The 25,502-nt window shown below is 71.4% G+C and carries 24 protein-coding genes; 8 read left to right on the plus strand and 16 right to left on the minus strand.

All coding sequences use genetic code 11. The features are described from left to right. Positions 1–77 precede the first annotated feature (77 nt). The gene (locus AB5J73_RS02385; protein WP_370967639.1) at positions 78–1,541 is read right to left on the minus strand and encodes an MFS transporter; all 1,464 of its coding nucleotides are present in this window, start codon (positions 1,539–1,541) and stop codon (positions 78–80) included. Between the two features lie 86 nt (positions 1,542–1,627). On the opposite strand from AB5J73_RS02385, the gene AB5J73_RS02390 reads away from it, so the two are divergent. Continuing rightward, positions 1,628–2,002: a MarR family winged helix-turn-helix transcriptional regulator gene (locus AB5J73_RS02390; RefSeq protein ID WP_370967641.1), complete on the plus strand. Its 375-nt coding sequence runs from the start codon at positions 1,628–1,630 to the stop codon at positions 2,000–2,002. On the opposite strand, the gene AB5J73_RS02395 is transcribed toward AB5J73_RS02390, so the two are convergent. The 9 genes from AB5J73_RS02395 to glyA all read right to left on the minus strand — a co-directional run bounded on the left by AB5J73_RS02395 (position 1,999) and on the right by glyA (position 12,913). Continuing rightward, positions 1,999–3,285: a S1C family serine protease gene (locus tag AB5J73_RS02395; RefSeq protein ID WP_370967643.1), complete on the minus strand. Its 1,287-nt coding sequence runs from the start codon at positions 3,283–3,285 to the stop codon at positions 1,999–2,001. The two genes, AB5J73_RS02390 and AB5J73_RS02395, sit on opposite strands and share 4 nt — an antisense overlap. 106 nt (positions 3,286–3,391) lie before the next feature. Further along, a complete protein-coding gene (locus AB5J73_RS02400) occupies positions 3,392–3,871 on the minus strand; it encodes a cyclodeaminase/cyclohydrolase family protein (RefSeq protein WP_370967645.1) in 480 nt (159 codons plus the stop codon). 3 nt (positions 3,872–3,874) lie between these two features. Beyond that, positions 3,875–6,301, minus strand: coding sequence for an FAD-dependent oxidoreductase (locus AB5J73_RS02405; protein ID WP_370967647.1), 2,427 nt, complete (start codon positions 6,299–6,301; stop codon positions 3,875–3,877). Between the two features lie 9 nt (positions 6,302–6,310). Next, a complete protein-coding gene (purU, locus tag AB5J73_RS02410; protein WP_370967649.1) occupies positions 6,311–7,153 on the minus strand; it encodes a formyltetrahydrofolate deformylase in 843 nt (280 codons plus the stop codon). Further along, entirely contained in the window at positions 7,150–7,617 is a 468-nt protein-coding gene (locus AB5J73_RS02415; RefSeq protein WP_370967651.1) for a sarcosine oxidase subunit gamma, read from the minus strand. Before AB5J73_RS02415 ends, purU begins: the two co-directional genes overlap by 4 nt. Further along, on the minus strand, positions 7,607–10,144 hold the full coding sequence (locus tag AB5J73_RS02420) for a 2Fe-2S iron-sulfur cluster-binding protein (RefSeq protein WP_370967653.1): 2,538 nt from the start codon (positions 10,142–10,144) through the stop codon (positions 7,607–7,609). The genes AB5J73_RS02415 and AB5J73_RS02420 overlap by 11 nt, the downstream gene beginning before the upstream one ends. Continuing rightward, complete coding sequence (locus tag AB5J73_RS02425; RefSeq protein WP_370967657.1) at positions 10,141–10,419, minus strand: sarcosine oxidase subunit delta; 279 nt, start codon at positions 10,417–10,419, stop codon at positions 10,141–10,143. Before AB5J73_RS02425 ends, AB5J73_RS02420 begins: the two co-directional genes overlap by 4 nt. Before the next feature lie 8 nt (positions 10,420–10,427). Then, entirely contained in the window at positions 10,428–11,642 is a 1,215-nt protein-coding gene (locus AB5J73_RS02430; protein ID WP_370967659.1) for a sarcosine oxidase subunit beta family protein, read from the minus strand. Beyond that, on the minus strand, positions 11,639–12,913 hold the full coding sequence (gene glyA, locus AB5J73_RS02435; protein WP_370967661.1) for a serine hydroxymethyltransferase: 1,275 nt from the start codon (positions 12,911–12,913) through the stop codon (positions 11,639–11,641). Before glyA ends, AB5J73_RS02430 begins: the two co-directional genes overlap by 4 nt. A gap of 57 nt (positions 12,914–12,970) precedes the next feature. Between glyA and AB5J73_RS02440 the strand changes: the two genes are divergently transcribed. Continuing rightward, positions 12,971–13,618 (plus strand): GntR family transcriptional regulator, encoded by a 648-nt coding sequence (locus tag AB5J73_RS02440; protein ID WP_370967663.1) that lies wholly within the window; start codon positions 12,971–12,973, stop codon positions 13,616–13,618. Here the strand turns inward: AB5J73_RS02440 and AB5J73_RS02445 are convergent. Next, complete coding sequence (locus AB5J73_RS02445; protein WP_370967665.1) at positions 13,615–14,736, minus strand: aromatic ring-hydroxylating dioxygenase subunit alpha; 1,122 nt, start codon at positions 14,734–14,736, stop codon at positions 13,615–13,617. The genes AB5J73_RS02440 and AB5J73_RS02445 overlap by 4 nt on opposite strands. Positions 14,737–14,864: 128 nt before the next feature. Continuing rightward, a complete protein-coding gene (locus AB5J73_RS02450; protein WP_370967667.1) occupies positions 14,865–15,440 on the minus strand; it encodes a TetR/AcrR family transcriptional regulator in 576 nt (191 codons plus the stop codon). Between the two features lie 91 nt (positions 15,441–15,531). On the opposite strand from AB5J73_RS02450, the gene AB5J73_RS02455 reads away from it, so the two are divergent. From AB5J73_RS02455 to AB5J73_RS02480, 6 genes are all read left to right on the plus strand, one after another. Beyond that, a complete protein-coding gene (locus tag AB5J73_RS02455; RefSeq protein WP_370967669.1) occupies positions 15,532–16,998 on the plus strand; it encodes an aldehyde dehydrogenase family protein in 1,467 nt (488 codons plus the stop codon). A gap of 33 nt (positions 16,999–17,031) precedes the next feature. After that, positions 17,032–18,600 (plus strand): amino acid permease, encoded by a 1,569-nt coding sequence (locus tag AB5J73_RS02460; RefSeq protein ID WP_370967671.1) that lies wholly within the window; start codon positions 17,032–17,034, stop codon positions 18,598–18,600. 9 nt (positions 18,601–18,609) lie between these two features. Beyond that, complete coding sequence (gene betA, locus AB5J73_RS02465; protein WP_370967673.1) at positions 18,610–20,277, plus strand: choline dehydrogenase; 1,668 nt, start codon at positions 18,610–18,612, stop codon at positions 20,275–20,277. A 181-nt stretch (positions 20,278–20,458) separates the two neighbouring features. Next, the gene (locus AB5J73_RS02470) at positions 20,459–20,779 is read left to right on the plus strand and encodes a bifunctional 3-phenylpropionate/cinnamic acid dioxygenase ferredoxin subunit (protein ID WP_370967675.1); all 321 of its coding nucleotides are present in this window, start codon (positions 20,459–20,461) and stop codon (positions 20,777–20,779) included. Continuing rightward, positions 20,776–21,921 (plus strand): NAD(P)/FAD-dependent oxidoreductase, encoded by a 1,146-nt coding sequence (locus tag AB5J73_RS02475; protein WP_370967677.1) that lies wholly within the window; start codon positions 20,776–20,778, stop codon positions 21,919–21,921. The genes AB5J73_RS02470 and AB5J73_RS02475 overlap by 4 nt, the downstream gene beginning before the upstream one ends. A gap of 38 nt (positions 21,922–21,959) precedes the next feature. Next, complete coding sequence (locus tag AB5J73_RS02480) at positions 21,960–22,469, plus strand: putative immunity protein (protein ID WP_370967679.1); 510 nt, start codon at positions 21,960–21,962, stop codon at positions 22,467–22,469. Here AB5J73_RS02480 and AB5J73_RS02485 read toward each other — a convergent pair. The 4 genes from AB5J73_RS02485 to AB5J73_RS02500 all read right to left on the minus strand — a co-directional run bounded on the left by AB5J73_RS02485 (position 22,456) and on the right by AB5J73_RS02500 (position 25,478). Beyond that, a complete protein-coding gene (locus AB5J73_RS02485; protein ID WP_370967681.1) occupies positions 22,456–23,346 on the minus strand; it encodes a hypothetical protein in 891 nt (296 codons plus the stop codon). The genes AB5J73_RS02480 and AB5J73_RS02485 overlap by 14 nt on opposite strands. After that, on the minus strand, positions 23,343–23,870 hold the full coding sequence (locus AB5J73_RS02490; protein WP_370967683.1) for a hypothetical protein: 528 nt from the start codon (positions 23,868–23,870) through the stop codon (positions 23,343–23,345). The genes AB5J73_RS02485 and AB5J73_RS02490 overlap by 4 nt, the downstream gene beginning before the upstream one ends. Before the next feature lie 76 nt (positions 23,871–23,946). Further along, positions 23,947–24,933, minus strand: coding sequence for a hypothetical protein (locus AB5J73_RS02495; RefSeq protein ID WP_370967686.1), 987 nt, complete (start codon positions 24,931–24,933; stop codon positions 23,947–23,949). Then, the gene (locus AB5J73_RS02500) at positions 24,930–25,478 is read right to left on the minus strand and encodes a hypothetical protein (protein ID WP_370967688.1); all 549 of its coding nucleotides are present in this window, start codon (positions 25,476–25,478) and stop codon (positions 24,930–24,932) included. Before AB5J73_RS02500 ends, AB5J73_RS02495 begins: the two co-directional genes overlap by 4 nt. Positions 25,479–25,502: the final 24 nt, after the last annotated feature.

Raw genomic sequence — 25,502 nt, forward strand, 5'->3', positions numbered from 1 at the left:
GCGTTGGTTGCGTCAGACGCACCCAATGTGGCGTTCGGTGCGTCTGACGCACCGAACGCCACATTGGGGCGCTTGGATCAGTCGGCGAGGGCCAGGAGGTCGGCCTCGGGGACCGGCTCCGGCTCCTCGGCCGGGCGCTTGCGGGCGGCCAGGCCGCTGATCGCGATCAGCAGGCCGAGCACCGCGATGCCGGTGACCACGCTCAACGCCGGGGTCAGCCCGGTGAGCAGCGCGGCCGGGGAGGCCTCGCGGCCGCCGTTGGCGGTCAGGACCGCCGTCACCACCGCCAGCCCGATCGCGCCGCCCACCTGCAGGGACGTGTTCAGCAGGCCGCCGGCCAGGCCCTGCTCGTTGTCGGCGACGCCGGCCGTGCCCTGGATGTTGAGCGACGAGAACGCCAGCGTGAAGCCGATGCCGAGCAGGATCATGCTGGGCAGGACGAAGCCCGCGTACCCGGAGTGCTCGTCGACGCGCAGGAACAGCGCGTAGCCGATGACGTGCGCGACCACGCCCGCGAAGATCGTGCGCGGGGTGCCGACGCGGTCGATCAGCGGCTCGATGCGCGGCGAGCCGAACGCCACGATCAGGGCGGCGGGCAGGAAGCCCAGCGCCGTCTGCAGCGCGGACCAGCCCAGCACCCGCTGCAGGTAGAGCATCACGACGAACTGGAACCCGATGTACGCGCCGAAGAACAGCGCGCCGCCGAGGTTCGCGCGGGCCAGCGGCCCCGAGCGCAGGATGCCCAGGCGCAGCAACGGGTGCGGGCTGCGCTTCTCGATGACCACGAACGTCACCAGCAGGGCCAGCGCGACCACGAACGTGATGAGCGTGCGGGGCGCGGCCCAGCCGATCTCCGGTGCTTCGACGACGCCGAACACCAGCAGCAGCGAACCGGCGGCACCGGTGATGGCGCCCGGGAAGTCGTACCCACGGCCTTCTTCGCGCTGGTAGGACGGGATGAGCTTCCACGCCGAGACCAGGGCGACCAGCGCGATCGGCGCCGGGAGCAGGAACGTCCAGCGCCAGCCGACCTCGGTCAGCAGGCCGGAGAACACGAGGCCGGCGGAGTAGCCGCTGGCGCCGAACACGGCGAAGATGCTGATCGCCTTGTTGCGGGCCGGGCCTTCCTGGAACGTCGTGGTGATGATGGACAGCGCGGCCGGCGCCGTGAACGCGGCCGCCAGGCCCTTGATGAACCGGCTCGCGATGAGCAGCGCGCCGTCGTCGACGAGCCCGCCGAGCAGCGAGGCCAGCGCGAACACGCCGACGGCGACGAGGAACACCCGGCGGCGGCCGAGCAGGTCGGCCGTGCGGCCGCCGAGCAGCAGCAGCCCGCCGTAGCCGAGCACGTAGCCGCTGACGACCCATTGCAGCGCGTTGGTGGAGAGGCCGAGGTCGGCCTGGATGGCGGGCAGCGCCACCCCGACCATCGACACGTCGAGCGCGTCGAGGCCGATGACGATCGAAACGGTGAGCAGGACACCCCAGAGACGTGCGTCCCACCGCGTTGAGGTGGTGGACAAGGACACGGAAGAGCTCATGGCGGCGACAGTACATGCACACGCATCTAATGTCTAAGCATTTAATGTATTTGCATCTGATGTGCGTGCATGCTAGGTTGGTCGCTGTGAGCGACGTCGCTGAGCAAGGCCTGGTGCAGGAGTGGCACGAGCTGCTGGCGCGCTACTCGGCCGTGTTCAGCACGCTCGAGTGCCGTCTGCAGGAGCGCCACGGGATCGGCGCGAACGAGTTCGAGGCCCTCGAGCGCCTCGCGACCTGCGACTTCAAGTGCCGCTCGGCCGACCTGACCGGCGCCATCCACCTGAGCCAGAGCGCCACCTCACGGCTGGTCGCCCGGCTGGAGAAGGAAGGCCTGGTCGAGCGCGCGCTGTGCGACGTGGACCGGCGCGGCATCTTCGTGACGATCACCGACGCCGGCCGCGAGCGCTACCTCGCGGCGAAGCAGACCCACCGCGAAGTGCTGAACGAGACGCTCCGCTAACCGACCGGGCCCTCGATCGCCTTCACCGGCACCTGCCGCTGCGCGCCGCCGGCGCTCGTCACCGTCAGGGTCAGCTGGTCGTCCGGGTGGTGGGTGTCCATCACGCTCGTCAACGTCGTCGCCGAGTCGACCGCCCTGCCGTCGATGGCCGTGATGACGTCGCCCGCCGCGAGCCCCGCTTCCTGCGCCGGGCCGCGCGGGACCACCTGGCGGATCTGGGCCCCGCCCCGGCCGTCGGTGACCGAGACGCCGATGAAGGCCGTCTTGCCGATGTGGACCGTGTCCGACGCCGTGCCCGCGACGATCCGGTGGGCGATGTCGACGGCCTGGTTGATCGGGATCGCGAAGCCCTGGCCGGCGCCGCCGCTGCGGCGGCCGTTGAGCTGGTAGCCGGTGGACGCGGCCGTGTCGACGCCGATGACCTGCGCGTCCGCGTTGACCAGCGGGCCGCCGGAGTCACCCGATTCGATGTTCGCCCGGACCTGGATCAGGCCCTTGAGCTGCTCGGACGAGCCGCTCGACTCGTCCGACGCCGTGATCGACTGGTCGAGCGCCGTCACCGTGCCGGGCGCGGGCACCGGGTCGCCGCCCTTGCCGCCCGCGTTGCCGAGGCCGAGGATCTGGTCGCCGACGGCGACCTTCGACGAGTCGCCGATGACCGCGGTCGGCAGGCCGGACGCCTTCCGCAGCTGCAGGACCGCGATGTCTTCGCCGCGGTCGTAGCCGACGACGTCCGCGGTGTAGGTGTCGCCGGTGCCGATGCTGGTGACCTTGATGCTGGTCGCCCCGGCGACGACGTGGTTGTTCGTGAGCACCTCGCCGTCGGGGGTCAGCACGATGCCGGTGCCCGCCGCGGCCGCGCCCTGCAGGCCGAGCTCCGTCTCGATGTTCACGATGGCCGGGTTGACCTTGGCCGACACGGCGTCGACATCGAGCACCGTCTGGGACGCACTGGGCTGGCCGGAGAAGCCGAAGTTCTGGTTGCCGCTCGCGGTGGGGCTGTTCGCGTCGGCGATCAGGTGCCCGATGCCGAGCCCGGCGACCACGGCCAGCGCGATCGCGACCACGGTGAGGCTCAGCGCCCGCAGCGGGTGGCGCTTGCGCGGCGGCGGCTGGTACGCGGGTGGCGGGTAGGCCTGGAACGGCTGCGTGTACTGCGGGTACGGGCGGCCCCACTGGTCACGGGGCTGGTCGTAGTACTGCTGCTGCCCGTACTGGCCGTAGTACTGCTGGTGAGGCGGGTATTCGCCGCCGCCCTGCGGTCCTCGGTCGTACTCGCTCATGCACAGCTCCAGCCCTCGACAAGCCTCCGGCCCCTCCAGGAAACGCCGGTTTCCTGAGAATTTCCTGGCGCCCTTCCATGGACTTGCTGTGATTTACCCGAGGACCTCAGCCGGTAACCACCGACGCCGTCAGCCGGGCGGCCCGGTCGCGGAGCGCGGGCACCCGCGGGTCGGCCGCTCCCGAGTGGACCGCGATGCTCACCCCGGCCGTCGTCGCCGCGGCGCGGGCGGCCTCGGCCACCGCCGCCAGGTCGGTGGCCACGAGCGCGTCCGGCGGCACCCGCTCCGCCAGGTCGAGCACCGCCGCCGCGGCGGTGATCACCTCCGCCGCCGGTTCGCACGCGTGCCGGCGTGCGTCGGCCAGCGCGGCCTCCCGTGCTTCGCCCGGCGGCAGCCGGTGCGCGCGGGTGAGCCCCCGGAACGCGTGCGCCTCCTTCTCGGCCAGGCGCAGCGCGTGCATGCTCAACGTCTCGGCCGAGAGCAGGGCCGCGGCCTGGGCCACGTGCAGGGCCGCCGTCGCGCCGCCGCCCGGGGACGCTTCGGACGCGAGGGTCTTCAGGTAGTCGCTCATGATCTGATCACGCATGGCTCACCGCCGGATCCGTTCCATGCCGGGGTCGACCAGCGGCTCGGCGGCCACGGTGGCCGCGACCCGGCGGCCGAAGTACTCGATCTCCACACCGCTGCCGACGTCCGCCGACGCCGGGAGCCACGCGTAGGCGATGGGCCGCCCCACGGTGTACCCGTACGCCGCGCTCGTGACGTACCCCGAAGCCACGCCGTCGACGAACACCGGTTCCTTGCCCAGCACCACCGTGCGGCCGTCGTCGATCGTCAGGCAGCGCAGCCGCCGCGACGCGGTCCGGCCCTCGAGCGCGTCCCGGCCCAGGAACTCCCCCTTCGCCGGCCGCACCGCGAAGTCGACACCGGCCTCGTACGGGTCGTGCTCGGTCGTCATGTCGGTGCCCCACAGCCGGTAGCCCTTTTCCAGGCGCAGGCTGTTGAACGCCGCCCGCCCGGCCGCGATGACGCCGAGGGGCCGCCCGGCCGCCCAGAGCGCGTCCCACAGCCGCAGGCCGTTGTCCGCGCTCGTGTAGATCTCCCAGCCGAGTTCGCCCACATAGGACAGTCGCATCGCGACGACCGGGACTCCCGCGATCCGTGCCCGGCGTGCCCGGAAGTACTTCAGCCCGGCGTGCGAGAAGTCCTCGCGGCTCAACGGCTGCACGAGGTCCCGCGCCAGCGGGCCCCAGACGCCGACGCAGCACGTCCCGCCGGTGATGTCCCGGACCTGCACCCCGGGAGGCGCGTGCTTGACGAAGTGGTCGACGTCGATGCCGCCGTTGATCCCGACCTGGAACAGCTCCGGTTCCAGCCGCGCCACCGTGACGTCGCTGCGGATGCCGCCGGCGTTGTCGAGCATCAGCGTGTAGGTCACCGAGCCGACCGACTTGTCGAGCTGGTTGGTCGTCAGCGACTGCAGGAATTCCAGCGATCCGGGTCCGCTGATCTCCACTCGCTTCAACGGGGTCATGTCGTACAGCGCGACTCCGTTGCGCGTGTGCCACGCCTCGGCCGCCGCGATCGGCGAGTGGAACTGGGCCGACCACGCGTCCCGCGCCGGCGGTAGCCAGTCGTGCGGCAGCTGCTTCAGCAGCGGCGCGTTGGCCTCGAACCAGTGCGGCCGCTCCCACCCGCCCGCTTCCAGGAACACCGCGCCCAGCTCGCGCTGCCGGGCGTGGAACGGCGTCACGCGCAGATCGCGCGGGGAAAGCTTGGGCTGCAACGGGTGCAGGATGTCGTAGACCTCGACGAAGTTCTGCTGCGCGGTCTCGTGCACGTACGACGGCGCGAGCTGGACCTCCTCGAAGCGGTGGACGTCGATGTCGTGGGTGTCCACTTCGGAATGCCCGTCGACGAGCAGCTCGGCGACCGCCTTCGCGATGCCCGCGGAGTGCGTCACCCAGATCGCCTCGGCCAGCCAGAACCCGCGGACGTCGGCCGACTCGCCGACCAGCGACTGGCCGTCCGGGGTGAAGGAGAAGATGCCGTTGAAGCCCTCTTCGACCTTGGTCTGCCGCAGCGCGGGCAGGAGCAGTTTGCTCTGCTCCCAAGAAGGCGCGAAGTCGTCCTCGGTGAAGGGCAGCATCGACGGCATCGCGGTCGCGGTCACCGAGTGATCCAATGTGGACTCTTCGACCGGCATCGGCCGGTGCGCGTAGGAGCCGATGCCGATCCGGTCGACGTGCTCGCGGAAGTACAGGTCCTGGTCCTGGTGGCGCAGGATCGGCAGGCTCGCTTCGACCTCTTCGGTGTTGCGCCCGGCGAGTTCCGCGACCTGCCCGGTCTTGACGTACTGGTGCGCCAGTGGCAACAAGGGGACGTCCATGCCCGCCATCGCACCGATCTCGCGCCCCCAGAACCCGGCGCACGACACCACGACGTCGGCCGGGAAATCCCCCTGGTCGGTCCGGACACCCGTGACGCGGCCGCCGCTCCGGAGCACGTCGGTGACGCGGGTCGAGCCGATGAACTTCGCGCCCCGCGAACCCGCCCGCGCGGCCAGCACCTCGACGGCCTTCGCCGCCCGCGCGAGTCCGTCGGTCGGGGTGTGCAGCGCACCGAACACCTGCGAGCCGTCCAGGAGCGGCCAGCGCTCGACACATTCGGCGGCGTCGATCAGCGCTCCTTCGACACCCCACGACGTCGCCCAGCCGTGCTTGCGCTTGAGGTCCTCCCAGCGGGCCGGCGTCGTCGCCACCTCCATGCCGCCGACCTGGAGGAAGCAGTCCAGCTCCAGGAACTTCTCGACGGTGTACTTCGCGAAGTCCGTCATCGCCTTGGCCGCGTTGGTCTGGAACACCAGGCCGGGCGCGTGCGAGGTGGACCCGCCGGTGCGCGGCAGCGGGCCGCGGTCGAGCACGGTGACGTCGGACCAGCCGCGGGCGGTCAGCTCGTCGGCGAGGTTCGCGCCGACGATGCCGGCGCCGATGATCACGACTCGCGGTGCGGTCATGGCGAACTCCTAACGGAAGACGACGGTGCTGTTGCCGTTGAGCAGGACGCGGCGTTCGCAGTGCCAGCGCACCGCACGGGAAAGGGCGAGGGCTTCGGCGTCGCGGCCGACGGTCACGAGCTCGCGCGGCGAGTACGTGTGGTCGACGCGCTGGACCTCCTGCTCGATGATCGGGCCCTCGTCGAGGTCGGGCGTGACGTAGTGCGCGGTCGCCCCGACGTACTTGACACCGCGGTCGTAGGCCTGGTGGTAGGGCTTGGCGCCCTTGAAGCCGGGCAGGAACGAGTGGTGGATGTTGATCGCGCGGCCTTCGAGCTTCCGGCAGAGCGCGTCGGACAGCACCTGCATGTACCGGGCCAGCACGATCAAGTCCACTTCGTACTCACCGACCAGGTCGAGCAGCCGCTGCTCGGCCTCCGGCTTGGTGTCCGCGGTGACCGGCACGTGCACGAACGGGACGCCCGCCGCCTCGGCCATCGGCCGCAGGTCTTCGTGGTTGGACACGACCACCGCGAGCTCCGCGCCGAGCCCGCCCGCGCGCCAGCGGAAGAGCAGGTCGTTGAGGCAGTGCCCGAACTTCGACACCATCACGAGGATCCGCGGCGGCGTGCCGTCGGAGAACCCGTATTCCATTCCGAAGTCCCCCGCCACCGGCGCGAACGCGCGGGTCAGATCGTCCACAGTGGTCTCTTCGGTGCAGGTGAACGACGTGCGCAGGAACAGCGAGCCGCGGACGTCGTCGTCGAACTGCTGGTGCTCGACGATGTCGCAGCCCTGGCCGACCAGGAACGTCGTGACGGCGTGCACGATCCCGGCGCGCTCCGGGCACTTGAGCGTCAGGGTGAAGGTCACGAGACGTACTCCAGGCTCGCGTCGGCCAGCCACGCGTGGAAGTAGTCCGAGAAGGACTGGCGCACGAGGATCGTGAAGCCGTCTTCGCGGACCATCAGCACGATCCCGGTGCGGGCCAGCAGGGTCTGGACGCACGTCCCCGGCGGCGACGCCGCCAGGTCGACGGAGCACCCGTGGGCCAGGACGTCGGCCGCGTGCGCCCCGGTCAGCCGCACGACGTTGCGCTGCGCCGACACATCCACGACGGCCGCACTTTCACGTGAAAGTGCGGGTTCCAGTTCGGCTTGGCGGCCGGGCTCGGCGAGGACGAGGTACTCGTCGGGGCCCATCCAGAGGAGGTCGGCACCGTTGCCGCTGGTGTAGGTGCACGGGCCGGGCAGCGGGACGCCGAGGAGGGTGTCGCCCTCGCGGAGGCGCACGGTGAGCTGGGTGCGGAACGGTTCGTCGACCGCGTCAACCGTCACGGCGGGCTCCTTCCTTGTCGAAGAGCACGGATTCGGTCACGGTCACCGGCACGACCTGATCGCCGACGGGCACGTACAGCGTTTCGCCGATCCGCTCGCGACCCGAGCGCACCAGTGCGAGCGCGAAAGTGCGGCCGAGGGCGACGCTGTCGTAGCTGGAGGTGACGTGGCCGAGCATCCGCACCGGCGGTTCGGGTACGACGTCGGACTCGATGATCTGCGAGCCCTCCGGCAGCAGCACCGACGGGTCCACCGGGAGCAACCCGACCAGGTGCTTGCGGTCGGGGCGGTTGTTCTCGGCGCGGGCGAACGACCGCTTGCCGAGGAAGTCGGCCTTCTTCTTCGACACCGCCCAGGACATGCCGAGGTCCTGCGGGGTGACCGTGCCGTCGGTGTCCTGGCCGATGATCGGGTAGCCCTTCTCGGCGCGCAGGACGTGCATGGTCTCGGTGCCGTACGGCGTCGCTCCTTCGTCCACGATGGACTGCCAGAGCGCGGGTCCGTGCCACGACGGGACGTTGATCTCGTAGGCCAGCTCGCCGGAGAAGCTGATCCGGCAGACCCGGGCCGCGATTCCGGCGACCTCGGCGTCCTGCCAGGTCATGAACCCGAACGCCTCGTTCGAGACGTCGAGGCCCGGCGCCAGGCGGCCGAGGACCTCCCGCGAGCGCGGCCCGACGAGCGGGACCGTCGCCCAGTGCTCGGTCACCGACGTCGCGAAAACGCGCAGGTGCGGCCACTCCGTCTGGAGCCACTCCTCCATCCACTCGAGGACCATCGCCGCGTTGCCGGTCGTGGTGGTGACCAGGAAGCGTTCCTCGCCGACGCGGATGACCGTGCCGTCGTCGAGCACCATCCCGTCCACCCCGCACATCACGCCGTAGCGGATCCGGCCGACCTTGAGGGTGCTCATCACGTTCGTGTAGAGCATGTCGAGGAACCGGCCGGCGTCCGGGCCCTGGACGTCGATCTTGCCCAAAGTCGACCCGTCCATCACCGCGACGTCGGTGCGGGCCGCGCGGCACTCGCGCCGGACGGCGTCGCGCATCGACTCGCCGGGCCGCGGGTAGTACCACGGGCGCTTCCACTGCCCGACGTTCTCGAACTCGGCGCCGTGCTCGACGTGCCACGGGTGGATCGTCGTGACGCGCACGGGGTCGTGCAGCTCGCCGCGGTTCCGCCCGGCCAGCGCGGCGAACGCGACCGGCGTGTAGGGCGGGCGGAACGTCGTCGGCCGGCGGTCGGCGAGGTCGGCGCCCAGCGCTTCGGCGGTGATCCCGGCGGCGAGCATGCCGGACGTCTTGCCCTGGTCGTGCGCGGTGCCGATGGTGGTGTACCGCTTGACGTGCTCCAGCGAGGTGAGCCCGGCGCCGGTGGCGCGCAGGACGTCGGACACCGTGGCGTCCCGCTGCTGGTCGACGAACCGGGTGTCCACTTCGGACTCCGGCGCGGGCACCTGCCACAGCACCTCGGTCTCGGGCAGCCCCTCGCCCGCGGCGGCGCCGACGACGCTCACGTCCGGCAGGTCACCGGCCGGGACGTAGGAGCCGAGCTCCGGGGAGTAGCGCAGGGTGCCCCGCGCCTGGCTGTAGAGGTGCACGGCCGGGTTCCAGCCGCCGGACACCAGCAGCAGGTCGCACGGCACCCGCTCCCCTTGCGTCGAGCCCAGGGGTCCGACGTGGGCGGCGGTGATGTGCGTGTCGCCGTCGGTGCCGATGACGCCGTAGCCCTGGCGAGCGTCGACGATCCGCACGATCTCGGCCCCGGCCCCGGCCAGTTCGGTGGCGGCGTCGTACGCGGAGTCGTTGGTGGTGAACACGACCACGCGCTGACCGACCAAGACTCCGTACCGGTTCAAGTACGTGCGGGCGGCCGAAGCGAGCATGATGCCGGGGCGGTCGTTGTCCGGGAACACGATCGGCCGCTCGTGGGCACCGGTCGCGATGACGATCCGCTTCGCCCGGATCCGCCAGACGCGTTGCCGCGAGACGCGTTCGGGGGCCGCGGGCTCGCCCCGGCGTTCCAGGGCGAGCACGAACCCGTCGTCGTAGACGCCGAACGCCGTGGTGCGCGAGAGGAACCGGACGCCATCGGGAGCTTCGCCGTCGGGCTGGTCGTCGACGAGCAGCACCCGGCCGGAAGCCGCGGCAGCGGCCGCGCGGCCCGCGGGCCCGGCGCCGATGACCAAGACGTCGCAATGGGCGTGCTTCGCGTCGTACCGCGCCGGGTCGGGCTCGGCGGCCAACCGGCCCTGACCGCGCAGGCCGCGGGCGACCAGCCCGTCGTACAGCTCGACCGTGGTCGCCGGCAGCATCGGCTCCGGGAACGGCGCTTCGATCTGGACCAGCGCGTTCGAGTCCTCGACGCCGGCGCCGACGATGCCGCGCGGCCGGCCGTACTTGATGCTGGTCGCGACGTGGTGGATGCCGTTGGCCAGCAACGCGGAAGCCAGGGTGTCGCCGAGGAAACCGGTCAGCTCGCGGCCGTCGAAGGTGAACTTGAGCGGGACGCCGGAGAGCCGGGTCATGAGGTCACCGGCCTGGGCTCGTCGAGGCGGTAGATCGCCAGGAGGTCGTGCGTGCGGGTGTCGCGGACGGCGTTGAACCACCGGCGGCAGCCCGCGGAGTGGCTCCAGCGCTCCGCGTACGGGCCGCTCGGGTTGGCCCGGAAGAAGACGAACTTGGCCCAGTCCTCATCGGACAGTGCGGCCGGGTCCTCCGGGTAGGCGACGTGGGCCTGGCCGCCGTAGTGGAACTCGGCCTCTTCACGCGGCCCGCACCAGGGGCAGGGAATGAGTTGCACGGATTCTCCTAATGGGCGACGGCGGCGGCGCCGTGCTCGTCGACGAGGGCACCGGTGGTGAACCGGTCGAGGGTGAACGGTTCGGCGTACTCGTGCGGCTTCCCGCGGGCGATGGTCGCCGCGAAGACGTCGCCGACGCCGGGGGTGGCCTTGAAGCCGCCGGTGCCCCAGCCGCAGTTGAGGAACAGGTTCTCGACCGGGGTCAGGCCGATGATCGGCGACGCGTCCGGGCTGACGTCGACGATCCCGGCCCACGTCCGCAGCAGGTGCGCCCGCGCGAACACCGGGAACAGTTCCAGCGCGGCCGCCATCTGCTCTTCGATGATGTGGAACGAGCCGCGCTGGCCGTAGCCGTTGTAGCTGTCGATGCCCGCCCCCATCACGAGTTCGCCCTTGTGCGCCTGGGAAACGTAGACGTGCACGGCGTTCGACATGACGACCGTCGGGTGGACCGGCTCCAGCAGCTCGGACACCAGCGCCTGCAGCGGGTGCGAGTTCAGCGGCAGGTCGAGCCCCACCAGGCGAGCCAGCACGGACGTGTGCCCGGCCGCGCACAGCCCGACCTTGCCCGCGGCGATCCGGCCCCTCGACGTCTCGACACCGGTGACCCGGCCGTCCCTTGTGGAGATACCGGTGACCTCGCAGTTCTGGATGAGGTCGACCCCCAGTTCGTGCGCGGCGCGGGCGAAGCCCCACGCCACGTAGTCGTGCTTCGCGATGCCCGCGCGCGGCTGGTAGGTCGCGCCGAGCACCGGGTAGCGGACGTCCGGGGAGGTGTTGACGATCGGGCAGATCTCCTTGACGCCGGCCGCGTCCACCCATTCGGCGTCGATGCCGTTGAGCTTGTTGGCCTCGACGCGGCGGACGCTGTCGCGGACGTCCTGCAGGGTGTGCGCGAGGTTCAGCACCCCGCGCTGGCTGAACAGGATCGGGTAGCCGAGGTCCTCTTCCAGGCCTTCCCACAGCTTGAGGGAGTGCTCGTAGATGCCGGAGCTCTCGTCCCAGAGGTAGTTGGAGCGGATGATCGTGGTGTTGCGGGCCATGTTGCCGCCCGCGAGCCAGCCCTTTTCCAGCACGGCGACGTCGGTGATGCCGAACACCTTGGCCAGGTAGTACGCGGTGGCGAGGCCGTGCCCGCCGCCGCCGACCACGACCACGTCGTAGGCCTTCTTCGGCTCGGGGTTGTCCCAGAGGAAGTCCGGGTGCTCCGGCAGGTCGGTCATCGGGTCTCCTCCCCGGGGTACAGCGGGAACGCTTCGGCGAGCGCGGTGACGCGGGCCCGCAGCTTCCCGGCGTCGTAGCCGGGCTCGAGCGCCTCCGCGATGACGTCGGCGGCCTCGCGGAACTCGGCGTCCCCGAAACCGCGGGTGGCCAGGGCCGGCGTGCCGATCCGCAGGCCGGAGGTGACCATCGGCGGGCGCGGGTCGAACGGGACGGCGTTGCGGTTGACGGTGATGCCGACCTCGTGCAGCCGGTCCTCGGCCTGCTTGCCGTCCAGTTCGGAGTCGCGCAGGTCGACGAGCACGAGGTGGACGTCGGTGCCGCCGGTCAGCACGGAGATCCCCGGCTCGGCCAGCAGCCGTTCGGCGAGGATCTTCGCGCCGCGCAGGGTCCGCTCCTGGCGTTCGGCGAACTCGGGCTCGCCCGCCATCTTGAACGCGACGGCCTTGGCGGCGATGACGTGTTCGAGCGGACCGCCCTGCTGACCGGGGAAGACGGCGGAGTTGACCTTCTTGGCCAGCGCCGGGTCGTTCGTCAGCACGACGCCGCCGCGCGGGCCGCCGAGGGTCTTGTGCGTGGTGGTCGTCGTGACGTGCGCGTGCGGCACCGGCGACGGGTGCAGCCCCGCCGCGACCAGGCCGGCGAAGTGGGCCATGTCGACCATCAGGTACGCGCCGGCCTCGTCGGCGATCTCGCGGAAGCGGGCGAAGTCGAGCCGCCGCGGGTAGGCCGACCAGCCGGCGATGATCAGTTTCGGCCGGTGCTCCTTCGCCAGCCGCTCGACCTCGGCCAGGTCGACGCGGTGGTCCTTTTCGGACACTTCGTAGGCGGCGACGTCGTAGAGCAGGCCGGAGAAGTTGATCCGCATGCCGTGCGTCAGGTGCCCGCCGTGGGCGAGCGAGAGGCCGAGGATCTTGTCGCCGGGCTTGAGGAGCGCGGCCATCGCGGCGGCGTTGGCCTGGGCGCCGGAGTGCGGCTGGACGTTGGCGAACCCGGCGCCGAACAGCGCCTTGACCCGGTCGATGGCGAGCTGCTCGAGGACGTCGACGTGCTCGCAGCCGCCGTAGTAGCGCCGGCCGGGGTAGCCCTCGGCGTACTTGTTGGTGAGCACCGAGCCCTGGGCCTGGAGCACGCTGAGCGGCGCGAAGTTTTCGGAGGCGATCATCTCCAGCGTCGTCCGCTGGCGGCGCAGCTCGGCGCCGATGGCCGCGGCCACCGCCGGGTCGTAGTCGGCCAAGGACCGGTCGAGCACTGAGCCGAGCGTGGCGGTCATTGCGAACCTTTCGTGGTCGACTTCTGATATATCAATCGTCGATGTAGGCTAAGCGCCATGCACCCGCAGGTCAATCCCCCATCCCTGGCGGAACAGGCGTACCGCTTCGTCCGTGATCGCCTGGTCATGCTGGACATCCCGCCGGGCTCGCCCATCACCGAAGAGGAGCTCGGCAGCGAACTCGGCATGGGCCGCACGCCGATCCGCGAAGCACTGAAGCGCCTGGAGTCCGAACGGCTGGTCGTCGCCTACCCGCGACGCGGGACGTTCGCCACCGACGTCAACATCTCCGACCTCGCGCACATCTCCGAGGTCCGGCGGACGCTGGAGCCGATGGCCACGGCCGCCGCGGCCGAGCGCGCGACCGCGGCCGACCGGGCCACCCTGACCGAGCTGCGCGCGCAGCTCGACACCGGCGTCCCCGCCGGGGACAACGCCGAGCTGCTGCGCACCGACCTCGCCCTGCACCGGGCGATCTACCGGTGCGTGCACAACCCGTACCTCGAGGACACGCTGATCCGGTACGACAACCTGGCGACCCGGATCTGGTGCGTGTTCGTGCCCCGGCTGTCCGGGATGGCCGGCCACGTCGACGAGCACGTCCCGCTCCTCACCGCGATCATCGAGGGCGACGCCGAGAAGGCCGCCGCGCTGACGCTGGAGCACGTCACCGGCTTCGAGGCCGCCATCCGGGCGCTGGTCTAAGGGGCCAGCCGGGCCCGGACCCAGTCGTGGAACGCGCCGATGTGGTGCTCGCTGGGCACGAGCACCCCGCCGTTGGCGTACGACCGCGAGTCCATCGCCAGCTGGCAGCGTTCGCACGCCTCGAAGTCCTGCAGGTTGACGCGGTGGAACAGCTCGACCGAGCGGGTCAGGTCGCGCCCGGACTCGACCACCTCCGGCAGGTACAGCCAGTCGCAGCGCACCAGCGTCCGGTCCGGGGCCAGCGGGAACATCCGGTGCAGGATCACGTGGTCCGGGACCAGGTTGACGAACACCCCCGGCTTGATGGTGATCGCGTAGTACTTGCGGTCCTGGGCTTCGGTGACGCCGGGCAGCCGGTCGACGCCTTCGCCGCCGTCGATCGTGAAGCCCTTGATCTCACCGCCGAACTCGGCGCCGTGCCCGACGTAGTACTGCGCGGCGTAGCCGTCGGCGAACTCCGGGAGCACTTCGGTGAGCTCCGGGTGGATCGTCGCGCAGTGGTAGCACTCCATGAAGTTTTCGATGATCTGCTTCCAGTTCGCCTTCACGTCGTACTCGATGCGCTTGCCCAGCGCGAGCCCGCCGATGCCGTAGGCGTCGATCTCTCCGGCGCCGCCGAGGCGTTCGGTGACCGCGCCGACGACGGTCTCTTCGAACGACGGCGGCTCGTCGGCCAGGCACACCCAGGCGTAGCCGAGCCACTCGCGCAGGTGGACCTTCGTGAGCCCGAACTCGGTCCGGTCGACGTCCGGCATCCCGGTGAGGTTCGGCGCGGCGACGAGCTTGCCGTCCAGCCCGTACGTCCAGGCGTGGTACGGGCACTGGAAGGCGCGCTTCACGGTCCCGCTCCCGGCCGTGCAGAGCCGGGCGCCGCGGTGACGGCAGACGTTGAGGAACGCGGCGAGCCCGCCGTCGCGGCCCCGCGCGACGAGGACGCTCTCCCGGCCGATCTGCACGGTCTCGAACGACCCGGGCGTCGGCAGGTCGGCGCTGCGCACGGCGCAGAACCAGTCCGCCTCGAAGATCTTCGCCTGCTCCAGCGCGAAGATCTTCGGGTCGGTGTAGGAGGTGCCGGGCAGGGTGGCGAGCAGGCTGGGCGGGAGATCGATAGCGGTCACCGGCGTGGTCCTCTCCGCGGATCAGTACGGGAGTTGCGCAGAACGCGTCTTGTTGCTCACTCCGGAACAGAGTGACTGCCGCCACGCACGGCTGTCAACCCGTGTTTTTCAGTGCCCGCACAAGGGGTTCAGGCCGGCCCGTCGATCGCCCGCCGGAACAGTGTTTCGATCTCCGCGCGGCCCGGCCGGGGGTCGGCCAGCGCCAGCTGCATCAGCAGGCCGCAGAACAGGCCGGCCAGCAGGCGGCCGGTCAGCGGGTCCGTCCGGGAGCCGAAGAACGCGATGAGCGCCTCGTCCCACGCCGCGCTCGCCTTGCGGAGCGCGGGCCGGTGCAGCGCCGCGACGTACAGGTCGTACTCGACGACGGTGTCGCGGTACTGCTCGTTGACGTAGCCCATCACCAGGTCGGCGAGCGCCGCGGCGAAGTCGGCGTCCGGCGGGAGCGCGGACTCCCACTCCTTCAGCGCGTGGACGTTCTTCTCGGCGGCCTCGTGCAAGGCGACCTCCAGGAGGTCGTCCAGCGTCGCGAAGTGGTAGGTCGTCGAGCCGAGCGGGACGCCGGCCGCCGCGGCGACCGAGCGGTGGGTGACCCCGTCGATCCCCCGCTGGGCGACCACCTCGATCGCCGCCTGGGCGATCCGGGCGCGCCGCTCGGGGTCGTTCGGACCGCGGCGCCGCGTCGCGCCGGGTTCGCTCTTCGCCATCGAGCCCCCTTGTGGACATCTGTACACGCTTCGCGTACAAATGTACGCACTCCGGGCACCGAGCAGCCACTACCGATCCGGGAAGGGCCGCATGAAGGACCTCCACATCGACGGGAGCTGGGCGGACGCCGCCGCCGGCACGCACTCCGCCGTGCTGAACCCCGCCACCGGCGAAGTCATCGAAACCGTCGCCGAGGCCGGCCGCGAAGAAGTCGACGCCGCGGTCGGCGCCGCTCGCCGGGCGTTCGACGAGGGCCCGTGGCGCCGCACCACCGCCGCCGAACGCGGCGCGCTCCTGCGCAGGACGGCCGACCTCCTGGTCCGCGACCGCGAAGAGCTGGCCCGGACCGAGAGCCTCGACACCGGCAAGACGCTGGGCGAGGGCCGCATCGACATCGACGACGTCACGAACGTCTTCCGCTACTACGCCGACCTGGCGGACAAGGACGCCGGACGGCTGGTCGACGCGGGCAGCGCGACCGTAGTCAGCCGGATCGTCCACGAGCCCGTCGGCGTCTGCGCGCTGATCGCGCCGTGGAACTACCCGCTGCTGCAGATGTCCTGGAAGGTCGCGCCCGCCCTCGCCGCGGGCAACACCGTGGTCCTCAAGCCGAGCGAGGTCACCCCGCTGACCACGATCAAGCTGGTCGCCCTGCTCGACGAAGCCGGCGCGCCACCCGGCGTCGTCAACCTGCTGCTCGGCCCGGGGCACGTCGGCGCGGCGATGGTCGAGCACCCGGCCGTGGACCTGGTTTCCTTCACCGGCGGCTACGCGACCGGCGAGAAGATCATGACCGCCGCCGCGAAGGGCGTCCGCCGGGTCGCGCTGGAACTCGGCGGCAAGAACCCGAACGTGGTCTTCGCCGACGCCGACTACGACACCGCCCTCGACTACGCGCTGATGGCCGCGTTCGTCCATTCGGGACAGGTCTGCTCGGCGGGCGCGCGGTTGATCGTCCAGGATGGGATCCATGACCGGTTCGTCGCGGACCTCGCCGCGCGCGCCGAGAAGATCCGGGTCGGCGACGGCATGGACCCGGCAACCGAGACGGGCCCGCTCGTCTCGGCGCAGCACCGCGCCAAGGTCGAGGGGTACATCGAAAGCGCTCTCCAGGACGGCGCCACCCTGCGAGCGGGCGGCAAGCGCCCCGAAGGACCGGAGTACGAAGGCGGTTTCTTCCTGCGCCCCACCGTGTTCTCCGAGTGCACCCGGGACATGGCCATCGTCCGGGAAGAGGTCTTCGGCCCGGTCGTCACCGTGGAACGCTTCGCCGACGAGGCCGACGCGATCGCGCTGGCCAACGACACCGAGTACGGGCTCGCCGGAGCCGTGTGGACGTCGGACGCGTCCCGCGCCCAGCGGGTCGCCGGGGCCCTGCGCCACGGCACCGTGTGGATCAACGACTACCACCCCTACCTGCCGCAGGCGGAGTGGGGCGGGTTCGGGAGATCCGGCATCGGCCGCGAGCTCGGACCGTCCGGGCTGGCGGAGTACCAGGAGAGCAAGCACGTCTACCAGAACATCGATCCCGTTCCGCAGCACTGGTTCAAGGGCTGACCCCTCCCCCACCCACCACGTGAGGACGTTGCGATGACCACTCAGGAAATACCGGCGGGCGGGGGGCCTGCTGCCGACGACAGTTCCGACCTCGAGAAGTTCGGCTACCGCCAGGAGCTCGAGCGCTCGCTCGGCTCGTTCTCCAGCTTCGCCGCCGGGTTCAGCTACATCTCCATCCTGACCGGCGTGTTCCAGCTGTTCTTCTTCGGCTTCGGCTCGGGCGGGCCGGCGTTCATCTGGACCTGGCCGCTGGTCTTCCTCGGGCAGTTCGCCGTCGCCCTGTGCTTCGCCGAGCTCGCCGGCCAGTTCCCGCTCGCGGGGTCGGTTTACCAGTGGGCCAAGCAGATCGCGAAACCCGCGACGTCGTGGCTGGCCGGCTGGATCATGATCATCGGCGCGATCGTGACGGCGGGCGCCGTCGCGGTGGCCTACCAGATCATCCTGCCGCAGGTCTCGACCGCGTTCCAGATCGTCGGCAGCGACTCCGACGCCGGGCTGACGTCCACCCCGGGCGGCGCGCAGAACGCCATCATCCTGGCCGTGATCCTGGTCGTGTTCGCCACGATCGTGAACATCATCGGCGTCCGGCTGATGGCGAAGATCAACAACTTCGGCGTCGCGGTCGAGCTCGGCGCGAGCGTCCTGCTCGTGATCGCGCTCGCCATCCACATCAAGCGCGGCCCCGGCATCGTGTTCGACACCCACGGCACCGGCGACGGTCACTCGTTCGGGTACCTCGGGGCGTTCCTGGTGGCGTCGCTGATGAGCGCGTACGTCTTCTACGGCTTCGACACCGCCGGTTCGCTGGCCGAGGAAACCACCCAGCCGCGGCGGCACGCGCCGCGCGCGATCCTGCGGGCGCTCGCGGCGGCGTTCATCGTCGGCGGCCTGATCATGCTGTTCGGCATGATGGCCGTCGGCAACCTCAACGCCGACGAGCTGAGCACGTCCGGCATGCCCTACCTGCTCAAGAGCACCCTCGGCGAAGGCCTCGGCGACGCGTTCCTGATCTGCTCGGCGATCGCGATCACCGTGTGCTGCCTGGCCGTGCAGACCGCGGCGATCCGGATGACGTGGGCGATGGCCCGCGACGGCCGCCTGCCGTTCAGCAAGGCGATGGCGAAGGTGTCGCCGCGGTCGAAGACGCCGGTGCTGCCGGCGCTGCTCACCGGCGGCCTCACGATCGTGGTGCTGCTGATCAACCTGGGCAACCAGCGGGCGTTCTTCATCCTGACCTCGACCGCGATCATCCTGTTCTACATCCCCTACCTGATGGTCACCGGCCCGATGCTGGTGCGCCGCCTGCGCGGGCACTGGCCGCGCCCGGAGCACGGCCCGTACTTCAAGCTGGGCCGCTGGGGCACGCTCGTGAACCTGGTGGCGGTGCTCTACGGCGCCGCGATGACGGTGAACCTGATCTGGCCGCGCGCCGAGGTGTACGGCGACGACCACTGGTACTTCCAGTGGGGCGCGGTGATCGTCACCGGGCTGATCGTGATCATCGGTGCGATCATGCTCTACGTCCGGCGCCGCACCTGGGGTTCATCGCACACGAGCCCCGAGCACATGCCGGACGACGCCCCGGACACCCTGCCCGGCTGAGGAGGACGCATGAGTTCCGATACCTACGACTTCGTCATCGTCGGCGGTGGCTCGGCGGGCTGCGCGCTGGCGAACCGGCTGTCGGCCGATCCCGCCAACAAGGTCCTCGTCCTGGAAGCGGGCCGGTCGGACTACAAGTGGGACGTCTTCATCCACATGCCGGCCGCGCTGACCTTCCCGATCGGGTCGAAGTTCTACGACTGGGGTTACCGCAGCGAACCCGAGCCGCACATGAACCGCCGCCGCATCTACCACGCGCGCGGCAAGGTGCTCGGCGGGTCGTCCAGCATCAACGGGATGATCTTCCAGCGCGGCAACCCGATGGACTACGAACGCTGGGGCGGCGACCCCGGGATGTCCACTTGGGACTACGCGCACTGCCTGCCGTACTTCAACCGCATGGAGAACTGCCTCGCCGATGCCCCCGGCGGGCAGTGGCGCGGCCACGACGGTCCGCTCGAACTGGAGCGCGGCCCGGCGTCGAACCCGTTGTTCCAGGCGTTCTTCGACGCCGCCGAGCAGGCGGGCTACCCGCGCACCGACGACGTCAACGGCTACCGGCAGGAGGGGTTCGCGGCGTTCGACCGCAACGTCCGGAAAGGACGGCGGCTGTCGGCCGCGGGCGCGTACCTGCACCCGGTGCTGAACCGGCCGAACCTCACGGTGAAGACGCACGCGTTCGTGTCGCAGATCCTCTTCGACGGCACGCGCGCGGTCGGGGTCGAGTACACGCAGGGCCGCGGCGTGCCGGGCGAGGTGTACGGCAAGGAGATCATCCTCTGCGGCGGCGCGATCAACAGCCCGCAGCTGCTGCAGCTGTCCGGCGTCGGCAACGCGGCGGAGCTGGAGAAGCTCGGCATCGACGTCGTCAAGGACCTGCCGGGCGTCGGCGAGAACCTCCAGGACCACCTGGAGGTGTACATCCAGTACGCCTGCAAGCAGCCGGTGTCGATGCAGCCGTCGCTGGCGAAGTGGAAGCGGCCCTACATCGGCGCGCAGTGGCTGTTCCTGCGGTCCGGGCCGGCCGCGACCAACCACTTCGAGGGCGGCGGGTTCGTCCGGTCGAACGACGAGGTGAAGTACCCGAACCTGATGTTCCACTTCCTGCCGGTGGCGATCCGCTACGACGGTTCGGCACCCACGGAAGGCCACGGCTACCAGGTGCACGTCGGCCCGATGTACGCCGACACCCGCGGGTCGGTGAAGATCACTTCCACCGATCCGCGGCAGCACCCGGCGATCAAGTTCAACTACCTGTCGACCGAAACCGACCGCAAGGAATGGGTCGAAGCCGTGCGGGTGGCGCGGAAGATCCTCAACCAGTCCGCGCTGGACCCGTACAACGGCGGCGAGATCTCGCCGGGGCCGTCGGTGGAAACGGACGAGGAGATCCTCGACTGGGTCGCCCGGGACGCCGAGACCGCGCTCCACCCGTCGTGCACGGCCAAGATGGGCGTGGACGAGAAGTCCGTCGTCGACCCGCAGACCATGCGGGTGCACGGCACCGAGGGCCTGCGCGTCGTCGACGCGTCGGTCATGCCCTACATCACCAACGGCAACATCTACGCGCCGGTGATGATGACCGCCGAGAAGGCCGCCGACCTGATCCTCGGCAACACCCCGCTCGCCCCGCTCAAGCTGCCGTTCTACCGGCACGGGGAAGCCGCCGCGAAGTAGCCCGGACGCACGAACGCCCGTACCGCCATCCCCGGTACGGGCCTTCGGCGTGCCCGGGAAGTGTGTTGCCCGCTAACGAAAAACTACCCGGGCGTACCCCCTTGACGACGCCGGGAGCCGTGCTCACACTTGTTGCGTATCACAGTTGATGTTCCCCCATGCGCAACATAACGGAGGCGACATGATTCGCGCGTGCACGGTGGACGAGCTGCCCCCCGGTGAGTCCGTCCGGATCCCCGGGGCCCCCGCCGTCGCGGTGTTCCACACCGAGGCCGGGGAGCTGTACGCCATCGACGACACGTGCACCCACCAGGACGCTTCCCTCGCCGACGGCTGGCTCGAAGGCTGCTTCGTCGAGTGCCCGCTGCACGCGGCGCTGTTCGACCTGCGCACGGGCGTGCCGACCTGCCTGCCGGCCAAGGAGCCGGTGCGCACGTACCCCGTCCTCGTCGACGACGGGGTCGTCTACGTCCAGGGCGTGGCGGGCGAGGACGCCGCGTGAAGCGGGTCGCCGTCGTCGGTGCTTCGCTCGCCGGGGTCCGCGCCGCGCAGGAGCTGCGCGCGCAGGGCTACGACGCCGGGATCGTGCTGATCGGCGAAGAGCCGCACCTGCCCTACGACCGGCCGCCGCTGTCCAAGGCGTTCCTGGCCGGGACGGCCTCGCCGGCGTCGCTGGAACTGCTCGACGCGGGCGACCTCGCCTCGCTGGCCCTGGACTTCCGGCTCGGCGTGCGCGCGACGGCACTGGAGCCTTCGAACCGCCGCGTGCTGCTGTCCGACGGCGGCTCGGTGCACGCCGACGGCGTCGTCATCGCCACCGGCGGCCGCGCGCGCACGCTGCCGGGGTTCGAGGGCGCCCACACGCTGCGGACGCTCGACGACGCGGTGGCGTTGCGGTCTTCGCTGGTGCCCGGGGTGCGCGTGGCGATCGTCGGAGCCGGGTTCATCGGGGCCGAGGTGGCCTCGACGTGCCGTTCGCTGGGTCTGGACGTGGTCGTCCTGGAAGCGCTGGCCGCTCCGCTGGCGCCGGTGCTCGGCCCGTCGCTGGCCGCGGTGTGCGCCCGGCTGCACCGCGACCACGGCACGGACCTGCGCTGCGGCGTCGCGGTGGCGGGCATGGACGCGGCCGGCGTCCACCTGGCCGACGGCTCGCTCGTCCCGGCCGACGTGGTCGTGACCGGCGTCGGCATGACACCGGCGACGGACTGGCTGGCGGGCTCCGGGTTGAAGGTCGGCGACGGCGTCCACACGGACGCGGGGCTGGTGACTTCGCTGCCGTCCGTGGTCGCCGTCGGCGACGTGGCCCGCTACCACGCCGGCGGGACCGGCCGGCGGCACGAGCACTGGACGAACGCGTCCGAGCAGGCCCCGGTCGCGGTGGCCAACCTGCTGGCCGGGCGGACCACGCGGACGTACGAGCCGAGCGGGTACGTCTGGTCGGACCAGTATTCGGGGACCTTGCAGCTGGCCGGGCACCCGCGGCCGGACGACACGCTTTCCTACGTCGACGGCGACCCGGCGTCCTCGTCGTTCGTGGCGGCGTTCCAGCGGGACGGCGAGACGGTCGGGGTGTTCGCGCTGAACAACGCGAAGCTGTTCAACCGCCTGCGCCGGCAGGCCCTGCGCCGGCCCGCGACCGTCTGAAAGCCTCAACCGGGGTTTCAAGGATACGCTTCAGCCACATGGAGCTGACCCTCGACGAACTCCGCGCGTTGACGAGCTGGGCCGCGGCGTGCGCTTCGCGCGTCTTGCCGGTGTACGAAGCCCGCGTCCCCGGCGACACCCGCCCCCGCTCGGCGATCGAGGCGGCGGAGGCGTTCGCCGCCGGGGATCCGCGCACGAAGGTCCTGCGTACGACGGCCTGGGCCGCCCTCGCGGCGGCGGGCGAGACGACCGACCCGGCGGCCTCGGCGGCCGCCCGGTCCGCGGTGGCCGCGGCGGGGGCCGCGTACTTGCACCCACTGGAGTCACCGCACCAGGTGAAGCACATCGTCGGCCCGGCCCAGCAGGCGGCGCTGGCCTCCGAGCTGGCCGGCGGCGACGCGGCGGCGGAGATCCGGTGGGCCCTCTCGCAAGCCCCGCCTGAGGTGCCGGACCTGCTTCGCCGCTTCCCGCCGGGAAAGCCGGGCCGCACCCGGCTGGGCGAGCTGCACCGGGAGCTGGAGACCGCCCTGCGCGTCAGCGGGGGCTGATCTCCGGGAGCGCCGCCTTCTTGTCCCGGAGCATGTTCCGGACCGCGCGGACGACGGTGTCGATGCCCGCCGCCGGCAGCCGGGCCTGGTGGTCGGGGTGGCGTTCGTCGGAGATGCCGACGACGATCGCGCTCGCGTCCCCGCTCGAGACGACCAGCCGGAACTCGTGCAGCAGCGCCCGCTCGAACCGGTGGCCGCCGTCGTCGTCCGCGATCTGCGCGGTGACGCGGGTGCCCTCGCGGATCGCCGTCGAGACGGCCACCACGTCCGCGTAGTGGTACTCGTGGGTCTCTTCCTGGAACAATCCGGCCACCCGCAGGTCGATCACGCACCGGTAGAGCCCCAGGTGGTAGTCGGTCGGGCAGATCGCCAGCACGGCGTACTGCGAGAACCGCCAGATCCCGTCCCGGCCGACCACCGCGCGGGACGTGGGGACCGGACCGGTGACGATCAGCGGCTCGCGCGGGGACTCCTCACGCAGCGGTTGCGCCAGTGGGTCCCAGTCCGCGGGGTCGAGTTCGAGGTCTTCGGCGGTCAGGTCGAGCCGGTCCAGCGCGCGCCGCCGGACCTTCGCCAGCTCGTGGTCGCGGATCTTGTCGATGATGGCGTCCCGCGGCTTGGGGAGCGCCGCCTCGCGAGCGTCGCGGTAGGCCTCGAACAGCAGGAAGCCGCGCACCGCGGCGGCCCCGCCGCCCACGACGAACACGACGCCGATCGGCCAGGAGCCGGTGATCGACGTGAACACCCCGAACAGGAGCAGGGCGAGCCCGCCGAGCAGGTAACCCCAGACGCGTTGGCGTTCCCGCTCGCCCGGTACCGCCGCGAAGTAGCGGTCGACGACTTCGCGGCGGTCTTCGCCGTAGTCGGACTCGGTCATGCCCGGCCCTCCGTCCCCTGGCTCGCGGCCAGGACTCGCCACACCCGGTTCTCCGGCGCGGTCACGTGCTCGAGGATCGTCCGGACGTGGTCCGGCCCGGCCGCCGCGACGAGTTCGGCCAGCAGCCCGGATACGGGTCCGCCGCGCTCCCAGAACCGTCCCCGGTCCTCGTCGGTCAGCAGCAGGAGGAGCCGGGCGTGCGGGAGGTGCGCGGTGCGGCGGAGCCGGTCGCGGACGGCGGTCAGCTCCCGGCTCGACCGGACCCGGTGCGGCCGGTTGCCGCGCAGCAGCGCCAGCGCGAGGAAGAAGTCCAGCCCGGGATCCGCGGGCGCCGCCCGGGTGAGGTCCGCGATGGCGGTCTCGTAGTCCCTGCGCGCCAAGGCCCGCAGCCCGTCGGCCCGGAAGTCCCGCTCGGGGCTCGCGGGGTGGTGGACGTCCCCGAGGTACACGGTCCCTGCTTGGACGACCGTGCCGTGCACGTCGCCGCGCACGGTGTTCCGCGAGCTGTCGCCGGGCTGTTCCATGGCCCTACAGTCGCCGGTGCCCGCCGCGATGTTCCGCGCCGGACCAGAACCAGCCGAACGGACGAACGCGGCCGGGCTAGAGGGCGAGGTCGTCGAGGTCCGACTCCAGGCGGGCGCGCCAGGTCCACCGGCGTTCCGTCGTGTCGGCGCCGTCCGCCGCCGGCGGCCCCAGGGGCAGCGCCTGGTCCGTGACCTTGAACGTCACCCGGTACGCCAGCACCGAAGCCGCCGTGCGGAGCCAGGTGTCGCCGGTCGAGCCGGTGGGCGGGGCGACGCCCAGCGCGTGGCCGAACCAGGTGGGGAGGAGGGCGTTCGAGCCGAGGGCGTCGGTGATGCGGGTGCGGAGGCGGACCTGCAGGTCGTGCCACGCCCGTTCGGCGCGTTCCAGCTGCGGCACCACCCGCGCCTCGACCGCGTCCGCCTCGCGCAGCGCCAGCCGCGCCTGGTCCGCCGCGGCCTCCGCCGCCGGGATCTCCTCGTCCAGCAGCGTCCGGCGGCGGGTGGTCAGCGCGCGCAGGCGGGACTCCGCGTCGCCGCGGGAGCGGGAGCCGCGGTCGGTGGCCGCCAGGACCCCGATGACGTCCAGCAGGTCGGCGTCGCACCGGGCATGTGCCTCGTGCACCGAAGAAAGGCGCGCGATCTCCTCTTCGTACCGCGCGCGCTGCTCCTTCGTGACGAGTTCCTTGTGCAGGTCGTCCCACCGCGCCGCCTCGGCCGCCAGCGCGCGCGTCTCCGCGCCGACGTCGTCGAGGTCGACGCGCGGGACGCCGTCGGCCACGCGGACCGCGCGCTCCAGGGCGTGGACCTGCTGCTGCAGCCGCTCCAGCCGGCGGCCGAGCAGGTCGATCCGGTCCTCCTGCCGGGTCGCGCCGCCGCTTTCGAGCCGCTCGCTGAGGTCGGCGACGTCCCGGCGCAAGCGGTCGTCGGTCTCCTCGACGGCGGCACGCAACCCGTCCACCGCCGCGAACAGCTCGTCGAGGTCGCGGCGCGTGGTGTCGACGGGCTCGACGTACTCCTGCTCGAACTCGGGGTCGTCGCCGTAGGTCGCGTAGCCGTGGCTCACGGGATCCGGCTTTCCCGCCAGAGCAGCCCGGCCGTGGCCGCGATCCCCAGCGCCGCCAGGATCGTGCAGACCACCGCCGGCGGCCACGGGAGCAGCGCGCCCACCAGCAACCCCGCCGTCACGCTGCCCGCCCACGCCGCACGCGTCCGCTCGCGGATGACGTCGCCGACCCGGCGGACCGGCGCGAAGCCGATCCACAGGCCCGCGGCGAACAGCGGGACCAGCGCGAACAGCCACACCGGCGAAAGCACCTCGAACAGCACGAGCGCCCCGGCGACCAGCGGCACCAGCACCGGCGCGGCCGCGAACCACACGACCGCGCGCTGCGTCGCCGCGTGCCGGGCCTCGAGTTCGGCGTTGGCGAGCCGGTGCTTGGCCTCGTCGAACGCCAGCTCGGCGTCGAGCAGCCGGTGGGCGCTCGCGACGAGCCCGTCCATCGCCTCGACGTCGCCGGGCGGGGTCGAAAGCCCGTCGCGCAGGTCCTGCTTGAGCCGGGTCACCCGGCCTTCCGCCAGGTCGCGGTCGTGCTGGGCTGGAGTCGTCACGCGAACACTTTAAGTGCCGCGGCC

The sequence above is a fragment of the Amycolatopsis sp. cg9 genome (assembly GCF_041346945.1).
Classification (GTDB): Bacteria; Actinomycetota; Actinomycetes; order Mycobacteriales; family Pseudonocardiaceae; genus Amycolatopsis.

Coding starts and splice junctions, on each gene's coding strand:
- AB5J73_RS02395 (WP_370967643.1), bottom strand. CDS start 3,285: ATGAGCGAGTACGACCGAGGACCGCAGGGCGGCGGCGAATACCCGCCT.
- betA (WP_370967673.1), top strand. CDS start 18,610: ATGAGTTCCGATACCTACGACTTCGTCATCGTCGGCGGTGGCTCGGCG.
- AB5J73_RS02440 (WP_370967663.1), top strand. CDS start 12,971: ATGCACCCGCAGGTCAATCCCCCATCCCTGGCGGAACAGGCGTACCGC.
- AB5J73_RS02420 (WP_370967653.1), bottom strand. CDS start 10,144: ATGACCCGGCTCTCCGGCGTCCCGCTCAAGTTCACCTTCGACGGCCGC.
- AB5J73_RS02460 (WP_370967671.1), top strand. CDS start 17,032: ATGACCACTCAGGAAATACCGGCGGGCGGGGGGCCTGCTGCCGACGAC.
- AB5J73_RS02450 (WP_370967667.1), bottom strand. CDS start 15,440: ATGGCGAAGAGCGAACCCGGCGCGACGCGGCGCCGCGGTCCGAACGAC.
- AB5J73_RS02385 (WP_370967639.1), bottom strand. CDS start 1,541: ATGAGCTCTTCCGTGTCCTTGTCCACCACCTCAACGCGGTGGGACGCA.
- AB5J73_RS02490 (WP_370967683.1), bottom strand. CDS start 23,870: ATGGAACAGCCCGGCGACAGCTCGCGGAACACCGTGCGCGGCGACGTG.
- AB5J73_RS02430 (WP_370967659.1), bottom strand. CDS start 11,642: ATGACCGACCTGCCGGAGCACCCGGACTTCCTCTGGGACAACCCCGAG.
- glyA (WP_370967661.1), bottom strand. CDS start 12,913: ATGACCGCCACGCTCGGCTCAGTGCTCGACCGGTCCTTGGCCGACTAC.
- AB5J73_RS02400 (WP_370967645.1), bottom strand. CDS start 3,871: ATGCGTGATCAGATCATGAGCGACTACCTGAAGACCCTCGCGTCCGAA.
- AB5J73_RS02485 (WP_370967681.1), bottom strand. CDS start 23,346: ATGACCGAGTCCGACTACGGCGAAGACCGCCGCGAAGTCGTCGACCGC.
- AB5J73_RS02480 (WP_370967679.1), top strand. CDS start 21,960: ATGGAGCTGACCCTCGACGAACTCCGCGCGTTGACGAGCTGGGCCGCG.
- AB5J73_RS02455 (WP_370967669.1), top strand. CDS start 15,532: ATGAAGGACCTCCACATCGACGGGAGCTGGGCGGACGCCGCCGCCGGC.
- AB5J73_RS02405 (WP_370967647.1), bottom strand. CDS start 6,301: ATGACCGCACCGCGAGTCGTGATCATCGGCGCCGGCATCGTCGGCGCG.
- AB5J73_RS02470 (WP_370967675.1), top strand. CDS start 20,459: ATGATTCGCGCGTGCACGGTGGACGAGCTGCCCCCCGGTGAGTCCGTC.